Annotated in this window: 13 protein-coding genes; 5 read left to right on the plus strand and 8 right to left on the minus strand. The window is 70.8% G+C overall.

The annotated features are described in order from the left end of the window. Window positions 1-23 precede the first annotated feature (23 nt). The 5 genes from HH310_RS01325 to HH310_RS01345 all read right to left on the minus strand — a co-directional run bounded on the left by HH310_RS01325 (window position 24) and on the right by HH310_RS01345 (window position 6425). Window positions 24-719, minus strand: a complete 696-nt coding sequence (locus HH310_RS01325; RefSeq protein ID WP_169173495.1) for a copper homeostasis protein CutC — start codon at window positions 717-719, stop codon at window positions 24-26. Then, entirely contained in the window at window positions 716-2737 is a 2022-nt protein-coding gene (locus HH310_RS01330; protein ID WP_169173496.1) for an ABC transporter ATP-binding protein, read from the minus strand. Before HH310_RS01330 ends, HH310_RS01325 begins: the two co-directional genes overlap by 4 nt. Before the next feature lie 10 nt (window positions 2738-2747). Then, entirely contained in the window at window positions 2748-3626 is an 879-nt protein-coding gene (locus HH310_RS01335) for an ABC transporter permease (RefSeq protein WP_169173497.1), read from the minus strand. After that, window positions 3623-4582 carry an ABC transporter permease gene (locus tag HH310_RS01340; RefSeq protein ID WP_169173498.1) on the minus strand — a complete coding sequence of 320 codons (960 nt, stop codon included), beginning with the start codon at window positions 4580-4582 and terminating at the stop codon, window positions 3623-3625. The genes HH310_RS01335 and HH310_RS01340 overlap by 4 nt, the downstream gene beginning before the upstream one ends. A gap of 67 nt (window positions 4583-4649) precedes the next feature. Then, the gene (locus tag HH310_RS01345) at window positions 4650-6425 is read right to left on the minus strand and encodes a peptide ABC transporter substrate-binding protein (protein ID WP_169173499.1); all 1776 of its coding nucleotides are present in this window, start codon (window positions 6423-6425) and stop codon (window positions 4650-4652) included. Window positions 6426-6636: 211 nt separating this feature from the next. Between HH310_RS01345 and HH310_RS01350 the strand changes: the two genes are divergently transcribed. The 5 genes from HH310_RS01350 (at window position 6637) to HH310_RS01370 (ending at window position 12226) form a co-directional block, all read left to right on the plus strand. After that, window positions 6637-7773, plus strand: coding sequence for an ROK family protein (locus tag HH310_RS01350; protein WP_169173500.1), 1137 nt, complete (start codon window positions 6637-6639; stop codon window positions 7771-7773). A gap of 25 nt (window positions 7774-7798) precedes the next feature. Next, entirely contained in the window at window positions 7799-9238 is a 1440-nt protein-coding gene (locus HH310_RS01355) for a M81 family metallopeptidase (protein WP_169173501.1), read from the plus strand. After that, window positions 9235-10158, plus strand: a complete 924-nt coding sequence (locus tag HH310_RS01360; RefSeq protein WP_169173502.1) for an ROK family protein — start codon at window positions 9235-9237, stop codon at window positions 10156-10158. The genes HH310_RS01355 and HH310_RS01360 overlap by 4 nt, the downstream gene beginning before the upstream one ends. Before the next feature lie 192 nt (window positions 10159-10350). Continuing rightward, a complete protein-coding gene (locus tag HH310_RS01365) occupies window positions 10351-10908 on the plus strand; it encodes a DUF1062 domain-containing protein (RefSeq protein WP_169173503.1) in 558 nt (185 codons plus the stop codon). Window positions 10909-10915: 7 nt separating this feature from the next. Next, the gene (locus HH310_RS01370; protein WP_211191608.1) at window positions 10916-12226 is read left to right on the plus strand and encodes a hypothetical protein; all 1311 of its coding nucleotides are present in this window, start codon (window positions 10916-10918) and stop codon (window positions 12224-12226) included. An 874-nt stretch (window positions 12227-13100) separates the two neighbouring features. Here HH310_RS01370 and HH310_RS01375 read toward each other — a convergent pair. The 3 genes from HH310_RS01375 to HH310_RS01385 are packed head-to-tail and all read right to left on the minus strand — an operon-like array spanning window position 13101 to window position 15623. Next, window positions 13101-14345, minus strand: coding sequence for a glycosyltransferase (locus tag HH310_RS01375; RefSeq protein WP_169173504.1), 1245 nt, complete (start codon window positions 14343-14345; stop codon window positions 13101-13103). Then, window positions 14308-15303, minus strand: a complete 996-nt coding sequence (locus tag HH310_RS01380) for a hypothetical protein (RefSeq protein ID WP_169173505.1) — start codon at window positions 15301-15303, stop codon at window positions 14308-14310. Before HH310_RS01380 ends, HH310_RS01375 begins: the two co-directional genes overlap by 38 nt. After that, window positions 15300-15623, minus strand: a complete 324-nt coding sequence (locus tag HH310_RS01385) for a PadR family transcriptional regulator (RefSeq protein WP_169173799.1) — start codon at window positions 15621-15623, stop codon at window positions 15300-15302. Before HH310_RS01385 ends, HH310_RS01380 begins: the two co-directional genes overlap by 4 nt. Between the last annotated feature and the right edge of the window lie 4 nt (window positions 15624-15627).

Here is a 15627-nt window from a genome sequence, read left to right on the forward strand (position 1 = left end):
CACCCGTTAACGGCTCCCGACGCTCAACGGGCGGCGGCCGCCACCACCCGGCGCACCTCGGCCGGGTCGGTCGCCTCGCGGCCTTCGGAGACGAGCGGGGCCCGCAGATGAATCTCGGCCGCGCCCGTCGCGGCCAGCACCTGCTGGACGTTGTGCGAGCGGATGCCACCGGCCGCGATCACCCGGAGCCGGCCGGCCGCGCGGTCCCGGAGCGCCGCGATGCGGGCGGCGCCGGCCAATGCCGAAGGGGCCGCGCCCGAGGTGAGCACCGCGTCGGCGCCGAGGTCGATGACCTGGTCGAGGGCGGTGAGCTGGTCGCCGACCTCGTCGAACGCCTTGTGCACGGTCACCGGCAGGGGCCCGGCCGCCTCGACGAGCCCCTTCAGAAGCGGAAGGTCGAGGTCACCGTCGGCGGTCAGGGCGCCGACCACGACCCCCACGGCCAGGCCGTGCGGGTTGGGCAAGGCCCGGATGGCCGCGATGTCGGCGAGCATGACCTGTTCCTCGACCTCGCTCACCCGAAAGTCGCCGCCGCGCGGGCGCACCATCACGCGCAGTGCCGCGCGGCTAAGCGTCCGCAGCGCGACCGCGACGGTACCCAGACTGGGCGTGGTGCCGCCCTGACCCAGGTCGGCACACAGCTCCAATCGATCCGCCCCGGCCCCCTCGGCTGCCAGCGCCGTGGGCACGTCGCTGACGCATATCTCCACGGTGGTCACTGAACGGCACCCGCCTGCACCGCCGCGGCGCTCGACTCCGGGCGCAGCGGGAAGTGGCAGGCCACCTGGTGCCGGTCACCCGCCAGCGGCGGCTCGGTCTCGCAGCGGGAGGTGGCCAACGGGCAGCGGGTGCGGAACCGGCAACCGGTCGGCGGGTTCAGCGCGCTGGGCAGCTCGCCCTCGATGGCGATCCGCTCGCGGGACACCTCGTTGATGGACGGGACCGCGTCGATCAGAGCCTGCGTGTACGGATGCCGCGCCGCCCGCACCACCTCACGGGCCGGGCCGACCTCGACGAGCTTGCCGAGATACATGACGCCGATCCGGTCGGCCATGTAGTCGACGACGGACAGGTCGTGGCTGATGAACACGTACGCCAGGCCGAGTTCCTGCTGCAGGTCCCGCATCAGGTTGAGGACCTGGGCCTGGATCGACACGTCCAGGGCGCTCACCGGTTCGTCGCCGACGATCAGCCGCGGCTGCAGGGCCAGCGAGCGGGCCAGTCCGATGCGCTGCAACTGGCCGCCGGAGAACTCGTGCGGGTACCGCTCCAGCACCCGCCGGGACAGGCCGACCTGGTCGAGGAGGGTGTTGATGCGGGCACGGCGGGCGGCGCCGTCGCCGGCCTTCTGGATTTCCAGGGGCTCGGCGAGGATGGAGTCGACGCGCATCCGCGGGTTCATCGCGGCGTAGCTGTCCTGGAACATCAGCTGCACCTCGCGGTGCATCCGGCGGCGTTCCCGGCCGGACAGGGCGCCGATGTCGGTGCCGTCCAGCACGATCTGGCCGTCGCTCGGGCGTTCCAGGCCGACGGCGAGACGGCCCAATGTGGACTTCCCGCAGCCCGATTCGCCGACGAGCCCGAACGTCTCCCCGGCCGCCACCTCGAACGAGACGTCGGCGACGGCGCTGACCTGCCCGGCGTCCCGGCGCAGGCCACGGCCGTGCGACGCGTAGTTCTTCACCAGGTTCCGGACGGACAAGACGGGCGAACCGGCGACCCGTGCAGCATCCACAACAGGAGCGGAGCTCACGCGTACAGGGGAAGGAATTTGATCGGTCGGGGACACCGGGTGCAGGCACGCGAACTGGTGGGCGTCGCCGGTCAACGGGATGTCGGTGACCCGGCACTCGTCGGTGACGTGCCGGCAGCGCTCGGCGAAACGGCAGCCGGTCAACGGGCGCGACAGGTCCGGCGGCAGGCCCGGGATGCTGTAGAGGCGTTCCCCGTCGGCCGCCTCGGGCAACGCCTCCAGCAGGGCCTCGGTGTAGCGGTGCCGGGGCGTGCGGAACAACGCGGCGGTGGCGCTGGTCTCCACCACGCGCCCGGCGTACATGACGGCGACCCGGTCCGCGCGGCCCGCGATGACGCCGAGGTCGTGGGTGACCAGGATGACCGCCATCGAGAACTCTTCGCGCAGATCGTCGATGAGCTCGAGGATCTGGCGTTGCGTGGTGACGTCCAGCGCGGTGGTCGGCTCGTCGGCGATGAGCAGTTTCGGGGAGCAGACCAGGGCCATCGCGATAGCGACCCGCTGGCGCATGCCGCCGGACAGCTCGTGCGGATAGTTGTCGACGATTTTGTCGGGGCGGGGCATGCCCACCCGGCGCAGGATCTCGACGGCCCGCGTGCGCGCCTCGGCCTTGCCCACCTTTTCGTGCACCCGCAACGGTTCGGCCACCTGCACGCCGATGCGCATCGTCGGGTTGAGCGAGGTGAGCGGGTCCTGGAAGACCATTCCCATCCGTACGCCGCGGGTCCGGCGCACCTCATCGGCGGGCAGCGAGCGCAGATCGCGGCCCTCGAACACGATCTCGCCGCCGGAGACCTGCCCGCCCGGTGGCAGCAGGCCCATGATGGACAGTGCCGTCATCGTCTTGCCACTGCCCGACTCGCCCACGATGCCGAGGGTCTCGCCGGGCATCACCCGCAGGCTGACGCCGTCCAGCGCGTGGACGGTGCCGCGGCGCTGAGCGATGTCCGTGTCGAGATCCCGTAGCTCCAGCAAGGGTTCCATGTCGAATCTCCTAACGGCGGCGGAGGCGGACTTCGAAGGCGTCCCGCAGGCCGTCGCCGATGAAGTTGAAGGCGAGCACGATGAGGATGATGGCGATGCCGGGCGGGTACAGCAGCCACCAGTAACCGCTGTAGGTGGCTTCGAGGCCGTCCGAGAGCATCCCGCCCCAGTTCGCCGCGGGCGGCGGCACGCCGAGGCCGAGGAACGACAGATACGCGACGTAGAGGATCGCGTCGGCGACCTGGAAGGTGGCGTTGACGATGACCGTACCGATCGCGTTGGGCACGATGTGCCGGCGCACCGCCCGGCCGCCGGTGCCGCCCATCGCCCGCATCGCCTGCACGTATTCGCGGGAGCGCAGGGTCAGCGCCTCACCGCGCACCAGCCGGGCCGGGCCGAGCCACGCGAACGCGCCGATGATGATGATCAGCATCGACACGCTCGGCGTCACGATCGCGGCGAGCAGCATGAACAGGAACAGCGCCGGGATCGACATCATGGCGTCGACCACCCGCATCATCGCGGAGTCCACCCAGCCGCCGGCGAACCCGGCGATGGCACCCCAGATCGTGCCCACGGCGGTGGCGAGGATGCCGGCCGCGAGCCCGACGATGATGGACGTCTGGCCGCCGAGCATGAGCCGCCCGAGCTGGTCGTAGCCGACGCCGTCGGTGCCGAGCGGATGTCCCGCGCCGGGCGCCAGATGCACCTTCGTGAGGTCGGTGTGCACCTGGTCGGTGTGGTAGAAGAGCGGGCCCAGGAAGCACAGGCCGGCGAGCAGGACGAAGATGCCGACGCCGACGAGGGCCAGCCGGTTCTCCGCGAAGACGCCGAGGCCCTGACGCCACAAGGAGCGGACGGGGTCTTTTTCTTGAGAGGAAACCGTCATGAGGCACTCCCGCGGAGTCGGACCCGGGGGTCGGCGGCGGCGTAGAGCAGGTCGGCGATGAGCGAGCCGACGACCGTCGCGATCGAGATGATGAGGGTGACCCCGAGCAGGACCGGGTAGTCGCGCTTGAGCGCGGCCTGCCAGAACAGCTGTCCCATGCCGGGGAAGTTGAACAGCGACTCGACCACCAGCGCGCCGCTGAACAGGGCGGGCAGGTACATGCCGAGCAGGCCGATGATCGGGAACAGCCCGTTGCGCAGGGTGTGCACCAGCACCACCCGCCATTCCGGGAGACCCTTGCTGCGGGCGGTTCGTACGTAGTTCTCGTTGAGGTTGTCGACCATCGACGAGCGTACGTAACGGGAGTAGACCGCGACGGTGACGATGGCCAGCGTGACCGTGGGCAGCACCAGGCCGGCCGGGTCGGCGAGCACCTCGGCCACGGTGAAGCCCTGCGGCGCTTCCGGCGGCAGGATCGGCCACACCTGCGAGAACAGGATGATCATCAGGAGGCCCATGAAGAAGATGGGCGTGGCGTACGCGAGCAACGACAGCGAGGTGATGGTGTAGTCGGCCCAGCGGTTACGGCGTACGGCCTGGATGACGCCGAGCGGGATCGCCACGACAATGGCCAGCAATGTGGACAGTAGGGAAAGGACGATCGTCTTGGGCAGGCGCTGGGTGATCGCCTCGATGACCGACTGGTTCAGCTGGTACGAGTAGCCGAGGTCACCGTGCAGCAGCCGCTGCAGAAACATCAGGTACTGCTGGATCCACGGCTTGTCGTAGCCCATGTCGTGGTTGAACTGCGCGAGCTGCGCCAGCGTCGCGTCCTTGCCCAGCGTGGCCCGCGCCGCACCTCCGGGTAACAGGTGCAGGATGAGGAAGGCGATCACCGTGACGAGGATGACGACGATGAGGGCCTGACCCACGCGCGTGATGAGGTAGCGGACCACCGGGGTCCTTCCTGTGTAGGAGGCCCGGCGGCGCGGTCTGGGCGCGCCGCCGGGCCGGTCTCGTTACTTACTTCCAGGACCAGTCTTGGAAGTACATGAAGTTCATCGGGTCCTGCGGGTCCACGCCCTGCAGGCCCGAGCGGTACGCCGAGTTCTGGTAGACCGGGTTCGGCATCCACAGCACCGGCAGGTCCTTGGCGAGGAAGTCGTTGTATGCCGTCAGGGCCGTGCTGCCGTCGCTGTCGCTCGCGAACTGCGTGGCGTCGATGAGCTGGTCCGCCTGCGGGTTGCTGTAGCTGCCCAGGTTGACCGGGGCGCCGGTGGCGAACAGCCGCTCACCGCTGGCGAACGCCGGGTAGTACCAGCTGCCCTGCGAGCCGAAGAACGACATGTCCCACGAGCAGCTCGACTCGGTCGGCTTGCAGGCCGGGGTGACGGCCACCGAGTCGGGCACCTCCTTGATGTTCAGCGTGATGCCGAGCTTGGCCATCTGGGACTTGATCTCGGCGAACATCTTGGTGGTGGCGGCGAACCCGGTCTGGCTGGTCACCGTGAACGTCAGCGGCTGGCCGGCGGTGATGCCCGGGCCGCACTGGGCCGGCGTCTGGCAGGTGGTCTGCCCGTCCGGCGTCACCTTCCACCCGTGGCTCTCCAGCAGCTGCTGTGCGGCGGCCGGGTCGAACTTGTAGGCGCAGCCGGTAGCGTCGGTGGTGCCCGGCTTCTCCGGGACCGGGCCACAGGTGGGCGCGGCCGTGTCGTTCCAGATCGCCTTGCTGATCGTCGGCTGGTCGACCAGCTCCTGCATCGCCTGGCGCAGGTAGAGCTGCTTGAACAGCGGCCCGGTCTTCGGGTTGTTGAAGTTCAGCTGCAGGTACGTGATGGACCACCCGTACCAGGGCGACACCGTGTAGCCCTTGGACTGCAGGTAGCTCTTCTGCGAGGTGTCCGCGGCGGGGATGTAACCGTAGTCGATCTGACCGGCCCGCAGCACGTTGAACTCGGCGTCGTCACCGGTGAACGGGCGCAGCACGATGGTGTTCAGCTTCGCCTTGTCGGCACCCGTGTACGTCTCCTGCTTGGCCAGCGTGACCTCGCCGTTCGGCACGTACTTCGCGAGCTTGAACGGCCCGCTGTTCACCTTCCACAATGGGTTGGAGTCGTACGTCTTCGGGTCCTTGGCCGCCGCGGTGAGGGTGGCGAAGACCTTCTTGGCGCCGGCCGGAGTGGCCGCCTCGTTGTCCTTGTCCCAGGCCGCCTGCGGCACCGGCGTGATGCGGTTGAGCTGGTTGTCGACGAACCAGGCGGTGTTGTACGCCTTCGTGGTGGTCATCGAGAACGTCTTGTCGTCGGTGACGGTGAACTTGGCGATGTTGTCCGGGAAGCCGCCCTCCCGGTAGGACGCCCACTTGTCCTTGTTCGCGGTGACCAGATTCCACCAGAACTGGATGTCCTTGGTGGTCAAGGGCGTGCCGTCGGACCACTTGTTGTCCTTGAGCGTGATGGCCAGCGTCTTGCCGCCGTCGGTGACCACCGGCGCCTCGGCCAGCGATCGCCGCGGGTCGATGTTGTACTTCTCGGTGCCGTCCAGCTTGTACGAGTAGAGGGACGGATAGAGCGCCTGCGTGAAGATCGCGTTCTCGCCCTGGGTGAAGCCGGGCGCCGAGATCGGCAGGATCCAGTTGGGGGTCCGGAGCGCGACGGTCGCGGTGTCCTTGCTGGTCCCCTCGCCGTCCTTCGAGGAGGCCCCGCCACCCGAGCAGGCCGCGAGGCTCGCTCCGAGGGTGATCGCGCCGATTAACGCCACCGCCGGGCGCAGCTGGCGCCCGGTAAGTCTGCTTCTCATGATCTCTGCTCCTTGACGTCCGACGCGGGAGAACTTAATCGTGCAAAAATTTCACGTCAATGAAAAATAGGTACTTAGTTCGGTTACTTTTGCCGTGGTACGGTCGAAGTCATCGAATCTTCGGCCGAAGGGCTCCACAGCGGAGCCCTGCCGTGGCGCTACGACAGACTGAGGCGACCGCCGGAGCACCGGCCCGAACAAGGAGAGGCTCGTGCCCCAGTCGATTCCCGCCACGCTGCGTGACCAGACCCTCAGTCTGCTGGCCAGCGGCGCGGTCACCTCCCGCAGCGACCTGGTCGACGCGCTGCGCGTGGCACCGTCCACAGTGAGCGCCGTCGTGCGCCGGCTGATCGAGGAGGGGGTCCTGGAGGAGGAGGGTGTCGGCCGGTCCACCGGCGGACGCCGCCCGCGCATCCTGCGGCTGCGCGAGACCGAGGGGGTCCTGGCGGTCGCCGAGCTCGGCGGCAAGCACGCCCGGGTCGGGCTCTGCGGGGCCGGCGGCGCGCTGCGCGGCACCGAGGAGGTCCCGATCGACATCGCGGCCGGCCCGGAGAAGGTGTTCGGCGTGGTCACCGAGACGTTCGCGCGGATCCAGGGGTCGGTCGCGCCGGGTCAGACCCTGCGCGGGGTCGGCGTGGCGCTGCCCGGTCCGGTGGAGTTCCCCGGCGGGCGCATCGTCGGCCCGGCCCGCATGCCCGGGTGGAGCGGCATCGATCCCGGGCGCTTCCTCTCCGGTGCGTTCGGCGGCGGCGCCGGGATGCCGGTCATCGTCGACAACGACGCCAAGGCCGCGGCGATCGGCGAGCACGTCGTCCGCGACCAGCAGCCCGGCGACATGATCTACATCAAGGCCGGTACGGGTATCGGCGCGTGCCTGGTCAGCGGCGGCCAGATCTTCCGCGGCGGCCGCGGACTCAGTGGCGACGTCACGCACGTGCGGGTCGCCGACAGCGGCGAACGGCAGTGCTCCTGCGGCAGCCGGGGTTGCCTGGAGACGGTCGCCAGCGGCGCCGCCCTGGCCCGTCAGCTCGGTTCACCGGACATGAACATGCGCGACATCATGGTGGCGGTCGGCGACGGCGATCCCACCGTGGTCACCATGGTGCGTCAGGCCGGCCGGCTGTTAGGGGTGGCCCTCACCGGCCTCGTCAACTTCCTCAACCCCAGCGCCGTCGTCATCGGCGGCGCACTGTCCAGTTTGGACGTCTACGTCGCGGCGACCAGGGGCATGCTCTACGAGGGCTGCCTGCCGTCGATGACCCAGTCGTTAACCATCGAGGCCAGTGTGGCCGGCCCCGATGCGGCCCTGATCGGCCTCGGGCACCTGCTGCGCTCGAGCGTCTCCTGAGTCACCGTCAAGGAGCAAGAAAAACGTGACCCGCCCCCTGCGCGTCGCCATCGGCGGCATCCACATCGAATCGAGCACCTTCTCCCCCCACCTGAGCAGCGCCGACGATTTCGAGGTCACTCGCGGCGCGGCACTGCTCGCACGCTACGACTGGCTGCGGGCACCGTGGGCGGCCGACGTCGAGTGGGTGCCGCTGGTGCACGCCCGCGCGCTGCCGGGCGGCCAGGTGGAACCGTCGGCGTACGAGGCCTGGGAAAGCGAGATCGTCGAGAAGTTGCGCGCGGCCGGCCCGCTGGACGGCATGCTGCTGGACTTCCACGGCGCGATGAGCGTGGTCGGGCGCGACGACGCGGAGGGTGACCTGGTCACCGCGATCCGTTCGGCGATCGGGCCCCAGGCGTTCATCTCCGCCGCGATGGACCTGCACGGCAACGTCTCGCGGGTGCTGTTCGACGCCTGTGACCTGCTCACCTGCTACCGCACCGCGCCGCACGTCGACGTCTGGGAGACCCGGGAGCGGGCCGCGTCCAATTTGGTGGGTGCGCTGAGGCGAGGCGAGCGCCCGCACAAGGCGCTGGTGCACGTGCCGATCCTGCTGCCCGGCGAGCAGACCAGCACGCGCGAGGAACCGGCCCGCGGCCTGTACGCGCGTATCCCGGACATCGAGGCGCGCGACGGCATCATCGACGCGGCAGTCTGGATCGGGTTCGCGTGGGCCGACCAGGCCCGTTGCCGCGGCGCCGTGGTCGTCACCGGCCACTCCCCCGACGCCGTCGCCGGCGCCGCCCGCGAGCTGGGTTCGCAGTTCTGGGCCGCCCGTCACGAGTTCGCGTTCGTCGCACCCACCGGCACCATGGACGAATGCCTCGACGTCGCGGTGACCGACGGAGCGCGGCGGCCGTTTTTCATCAGCGACTCCGGCGACAACCCGGGCGCGGGCGGGGCGGATGACGTCACCTACGCGCTGTCCCGGATGCTGGCGCGCCCGATCGGCCGCGCGGTGTTCGCGTCGCTGGTCGACCCGCAGGCGGTCGGTGAAGTGGCCGGCCTTGCGATCGGCTCGCCGGTGCGGGTCACGGCCGGTGGGCGGATCGACGGCCGCGACCCGGGACCGGTCCTGCTCGACGGCGTCCTGGAGGCGGTTGCCGACGACCCGGACGGCGGCCGGTGCGTGAGCGTACGCGTCGGCGATCTGAGCGTCTTCCTCACGTCGCGGCGCATGCAGTACCGGCTGCTCGCCTCGTACAAGCGGCTCGGTGTTGATTTGTCTGATGTGGACATCGTGACCGTGAAAATCGGCTACCTGGAACCCGAGCTGTTCGAGGCGGCCGGCGACTGGATGCTCGCGCTCACGCCGGGCGGCGTCGACCAGCACCTGGCGCGGTTGCCGTACCGGAAGGTCGTGCGGCCGGTCTTCCCGCTCGACCGCTCGTTCGCCGCGGACCTCACCGTGGTGACCGCGTGACCGTTCTCGCCGTCGACGTCGGCGGCACCACCATCAAGGGTGCCGTGGCCGACCCGGACGGCCGCATCCTGCACACGCTGACCGCGCCGACGCGCGCCGACGACGACCCGGTCAAGGCGGTCCGCTCACTCTGCGTGCAGCTTCGCGACGACGCCGTACGCCTCGGCGCCGTCCCGGTGGCGATCGGCGTCGTCACGCCGGGGCTCGTCGACGACGAATCGGGCGTGGTGCGGTACGCGGCCAACCTGCGTTTCCGCGACGTGCCGTTACGGGCGCTGATCGGTGCCGACCTCGAGCTGCCGGTGGCGGTCGGGCACGACGCGCGCGCGGCGGGCGTGGCGGAGGCGGTGGCCCGCGGGCTCGACGACTTCCTGTTGCTGCCGCTGGGCACCGGGATCGCCGCCGCGATCGTGGTGCGCGGGGTGCCGCTGGCCGGCGCCACCTTCGCGGCCGGCGAGGTCGGCCACATGCCGGTCTATCCCGGCGGCGAGGCGTGCAGTTGCGGCCAGCAAGGTTGCCTCGAGGTGTACGCCTCGGCGGGCGGCCTGGCCCGGCGGTATGCCCGGCTCAGCGGCTCGTCCGGTGTGGACAGCCAGGCGATCGCCGCCCTGGTCGGCACCGACCCGGTGGCCCGTTCGGTCTGGGACGATGCGACGCGGGCGCTGGGCACCGCACTGGCCAGCCTGACGCTGACGCTCGACCCGGCGCGGATCGTGCTCGGTGGGGGGCTCGCCGATGCGGGCGACCTGTTCTTCACGCCGGTGCGCGACGCGCTGCGGGCGGCGCTCGCCTGGCGTTCGCCACCGCCGGTGATCCGGTCGGTTTTCGGTGCCCGGGCGGCGCTGGTGGGCGCGGCGGTGATGGCCCGGCGCGAGGCGGGTCTGCCGGTACCCGACGGGTGGGGCGCTCCCGCCGCCTGAACACGGCCGTCGCGAAATTCGGTGGCGCGGCGCCGCCGCGCATAGTTACGGTGCGTCCGGCCGAGTCGCCTACGTCAAGGACGCACCGTTGTACACCCTGTGAGACCTCCTTCGCGCTGATTGACGCGCGTCGCGCCATGTGCGCCGCGCCATCTCCTGCTGCGGTTTTCTCACTGGGATCGGTGTACAACCATGCTCAAAACCTGGGCAGTCGTGCCCACCCGCCTGCCACTCGTCCGACGTCGCTGCCACGCGTGCGGCGCCGATCTTTTCCGGGCGAGCGGCAAGTTCCGGGTCAACGCCAACCACAAACTCCTCGACGCCTGGCTCCTCGCCCTCTGCACCGGCTGCGGCGCCACGGTGAAGCTCACGCTCTTTGAGCGAACGAACGTTCGCTTTATTCCACCCACCCTGCTGGACCGGCTGCATGCGAACGACGCCGCCTTGATCTTCGAGCTCCTCCAAGATTCACAAATCCAGCATAAAAACCACATCGCCCTCGACTGGGCCGACGCCTGGCGCCTGGACACCGGCGGATCGGATCACCTCAATCGCGAGGTGATCGATATTTCGGTCCACTTCGCGGCACGCATCCCGGTCCGGCCGGTACGACTGATAGCCGACGGCTGCGATCTGTCCCGCGGCGAGGTCGAGCGGCTGATCACCGAGGGCAAACTCGTCTCCGCGATCCGGCTGACCGGCAAGGTCTCGGGAGACTTCACGTTCACGCTCAAACGCCCGGTTCCATAATGGTCCGATGACCGACTCGAAACGTCCGACCCGAGGTCAGCGCGCCGGCGGGATCGCCTTCGCGGCGGCCGTGGGAGCGCTGGCCGGTGTCGCCATCGCCGGTCGCCGGGGCGCACGCGCCGCGGCGACCGGCGGGCTGGCCGGGGCCGCCGCGCTCGCCGCGACCGAGGCGGTGGCGCGGGCCCGGCAGCGTCCCGGGGAGATCCCGGCGTGGTGGTCGCGGGTCGTGATGAGCGGCGCGCTCGCGGCGCCGGCCGGCTGGCTCGGCGCCCGGCTCACCAGGTCCGGCCCGGTCCGGGTCGGCCTGGTCGCCGGTTCGGTGGCCGGCGGGCTCGGGCTGCGCCCGCAAAAGGTGGCGCTGGGCCCGGTGGCCGGCGCCGCCGTGGGCGCGGCCTGGCGGCTGGCGGCCGGTCGCGACGCCCCGCCGGCGTTGGTGGCGGCGAGCGCGGTGGTCGGCTTCCGGGCGCTGTCCGCGGTGCTGTTCCGCGATCCGCAGGTGAGCCTGCTGGCCGAGCGGGTGCCGGCCGAGGACCTGCCGTTCGTCGTCCCGCTGGAGTCGCGCGCCGGCTACGTCGGCACCGGCTACGTGAAAGAGCTGGCCGAGGTGCTCGGCGGCAGGTACGAGGCGGACGCCGCGGACGTCGGGATCGTGGCCTCGCTGGACGACCTGGCGGGCCCGGAGTTCGACCCGGCGGGCGTCGAGCCGCTGGTGCGGGAGTTCTACGAGCACACCACCCGGTTCCGGCTCGACATCGTGCCCGAGTGGCGGCTCTGGGTACGCCCGGGTTATCTGCTTTACCGCACGCTCGTGGCGCGGCGGCTGGGCCAGGCCAACGTGCCGATGAACCAGCGCGAGACGCTGCGCGGCGTGCGCAGCCGCATCGACACCATCACCCCGGACGGCAGCGACCTGATCGGGGTGCGCGGCTGGATCCGCTCGTTCGCGGACACCGACGAGCCGATCTACGTGGGCATCTACACGACATACCGGCATGACGGCCGCGGCTATGTGAGCGTCGGGTTTCCGGTGCCGCAGGCCAGCTTCACCGCCACGCTGCTGCCGATGCCCCGGCCCGGCGGCGGGCTCGTGCTCACCAGCCGCAGCGGGCTCACGCACCCGGGCCACTACCTCAGTTTCATCGACCCGGAGACCCGCGAGCTGACCACGCTGGCCGTGCACGGCTTCGCCGAGAAGCTGGACGTCTTCACCGAGGACGGCTCACTGCGGGCGTCGCACGCCTTTTCGTTGTACGGTTTTCCGTTCCTGGTGCTGCACTACACGATCCACCGCAAGGAGGGCGAGACGAGCAGGTCCTAAGCCGAGCCAGTGGCCGTCGGCGGTCAGCGATCTGATCGCGGGCCGACCGTCCGCCCGGCCGACCGTCCGACCGTCCGCCAGGCCGACCGTCCGCCAGCCCGCCGCCACCCCACTCGCATATCCGACATTTCCTGAGATTTATCGGATCGGCCGGGCTTCTGGTCGGCTGGGCTCGGCGCGTGGCTGCGCGGCGCTTCCATTCCGTGGGACGGGCGACCGCCTGCTGAGACCCGCGTCCGCATCATGGACCTACCGTCCGCATCATGGACCCACGTCCGCGATGCGTAACTGTTCAGCTGGTTCCGTCGGCCGGGGAGTCCCCGTGCGAGGCGACGCCGCCAGGCCCGGGCAGGTCCCAGCTCCCCACAATGGGCGCCCCACCCGGGTGTGGCCAGTAGCGACGCCGGGGAGGCCGTGGCTCCCCACACCGCGGCCACCCCCACCCACGTGTGGGGAATCGCGACGCCGGGGAGGCCGTGGCTCCCCACACCGCGGCCACCCTCACCCACGTGTGGGGAATCGCGACGGCGAGGAGGCTGCGGTTCCCCACACCGCGGCGACCCACAGCAGGTGTGCGGACCTGTCACGGCCGGAACGTCCCAGCTCCCCACAGCGGCGGCCCTCACAGGTCCGCCACGGAAGGCCACCGCATCGGACGGTGAGCGGCGCGAGAACCAGCTGAACAGTTCCGCGATGTGAGACCAGCGTCCATTGTAGAGAGTATTTTTGTTACTTAATGAGGCTTTCGTCCGGCAGATTTCTCCGGCCGAATGTGAACCTTGGAGAGTTATGGCTCGTATGTGGGCGCAACTATCCAAGGTTCACAAAAACCCATGATGTGGCCGCGGTGTTCCGCATAGCGGGACGGACGACCTCATGGCGCGTCAGATGCGCTCGCGAGCAGCCGGAGCACCTCGCCGGCGCCGTCTTCCGCCCGGATCCGCTGCGCGAGGTCGGTGGCGTGCGCGCGGTAAGCCGGTCGGTCGAGGCACGACCGCAGCGCGTCGGTCAGGGTGTCGGCGGTCAGCTCGTGCATCGGCAGCGGGGCCGGCGCGACACCGAGGGCATGCAGCCGCGCCGCCCAGAAAGGCTGATCGACGAGGACCGGCACCGGCACGGCCGGCACGCCCGCCCGTAGGCCGGCTGCGGCGGTGCCGGCTCCGGCGTGGTGGACCACAGCGGCCATTCGCGGGAACAGCCACTCGTGCGGCACGTCGCCGACGAGGAGGGTGTCGTCCCCGGCGGCGCCCAGTTCGGCCCAGCCGGACTGGACGACGGCGCGCACGCCGGCCCGCTTGACTGCGACCGCGACGGCCGCTTGGAGGCGCTCGTGCTCCGAGGTCATGCTGCCGAAGCCGATGAAAACGGGAGGCGGCCCGGCCGACAGGAAATCGGTGAGCAGAGCCGGGGGTTGCCAATCCGGGGCGGGGGCGGGCCACCAGTATCCGGTCACCTGCACGTTCGCGGGCCAGTCGGCGGGCCGGGGCACCACGGACGGGCTGAAGCCGTGGCAGATCGGCCAGTCGTCGACCGGACCGGCCGCGGTGCGGGCGTCTCGCTGACGGCCCCCGAGGTCGTCCCGCTGACGCCCCTCGGGGAGATCGAAGTGGGCGCGCAGCCGCCGGGACACGTCCGCGTAGAGCGAGCCGGACCGGGCCAGCACCTCCCGTCCGGCGGCCAGGTTGTCGTCGCCCGTGCCGGGCCACCCGGGCGGCGGGAACTCACGGGTGGGGACGCCGGGCGCAAGATACACGCCCATGCTCGGGATGCCGAAGCCCTCGGCGACGAGCCGGCTCAGCGGCGCCGGGCCGAACGCGGTGAGCAGCATGTCGGTGCCGGCGGCGGTGGCGGCCACGACGCCGTCGCCCAGCTCGTCGAGGTACGCGGCGAAGACCGCGTGCGCGGCCTCCGGTGAGGGGGCGGCGGTGCGGGCGCGGACCAGTTCGACCGGGTCGCCGGGAAGGGTCCGGTGTTCGAGGCCGCTGTCGCGTACGAGGCCGGCGAAGCGCTCGTGCGCCGCGATGGCGACGTGATGCCCGGCCTGTCGCAGCCGCTGCCCCAGGCCGGTGAACGGGGCGACGTCACCCCGTGAGCCCGCGGTCACGATCAGGATCCGCATCTCTCGTCCTCCACGAAATCTGGCGTACGGCGTTGACCAGCGCGACGCCGGCCGGCAGCGCGACGCCGGTGACCAGGACGCCGAGCAGGCTGGCCAGCACCGCGTCGAGCTCGTTCAGGCCGGTGAACCGGTACGTGATCTGCCGGATCGCGCCCACGTCGGACAACCACATCGTGAGCAGCGCGGCGACCGGGGTGGCCAGAACCAGCAGAATCCACCCGCTGCCGCGCCGGCGGGTCACCGCCACGACCAGCCCGGCGGCCAGCATCGCGAGGGCGGCAAGATGCATCACGTACGAGGATGGCACCTGGTAGTTGCAGCAGACACCGTACTCCGAGACCGGGTTCCACAGGCTTTCCCGGCCGCGCGCGATGGCCGGGGACGTGAGCGGCAGGTGCACGGCCGCGGCGACGGCGACCGCGGCCGCGACGGTGAGCGGTGCCAGCCGGGAGGCCCGGGACGTGGCGCCGGGAAGGAACAATGCCAGCACGGCGAGCACGGCCAGGGGAAGTCCCATGTAGAGCCGCAACGTGGGCCACGACGTGAAGCGCAGGGCGATCGCGACGGCCAGCAGGACGAGCGACACGGTCGCCACGGTGCGTGCGAGGCGGCTCCGCCCGGCCGCGGCGGCCACGGCGGTGAGCAACCAGCCGGCGTACGGGAAGGCGTACGCGGTCGTCTGTCCGTTGATCTCGAAGACCGCGAGGTAGTAGACGGACAGGCCGGCGAGCGCGGCGAGCGAGAAGACGGCGACGACCGGAAGCGCGTCGGGCACACCGCCGAGCCCGGCCGTGCGAAGGCGCTCGCGGAACCCGCCGAGAACGAGGTCGGCGGCGTCGGCGAAGGTCGGACGCCGGTCGCCGGACAACTCGCGGTACATGTCGACGAGTTCCCGGCCGCGCTCGCGGCGGTAGCGCCTCGGATAGGCGAACAGCAGCCGGTAATACGGGTCGCTCATGCCCGTGCCGCCCGCAGCCGCAGGGTGGCCGCCTCGACGTGGCGCCGCAGTCGTTCGGTCTCGGCGCGCAGTGCGGCCTCGCCGTCGGCGGTGAGCCGGTAGTAGCGGCGCAGCCGGCCGCTCACCACCTCCTCCCGGTCGCGCGCGACGAGCCCCTCCTCGACGAGCCGGTCGAGCGAGCCGTAGAGCGTGCCCGGCCGCAGCGCGACAGCGCCGTCGGACAGCCGATCCACCTCGGTGATCAGCCCGTAGCCGTGGCGGGGTGAGTCGGCGAGCGCGGTCAAGATCAGAAACGTCGGTTCCCGCATGCGAGCGAATATATCG

The organism is Actinoplanes sp. TBRC 11911, from assembly GCF_012933445.1.
Taxonomy (GTDB): domain Bacteria; phylum Actinomycetota; class Actinomycetes; order Mycobacteriales; family Micromonosporaceae; genus Actinoplanes.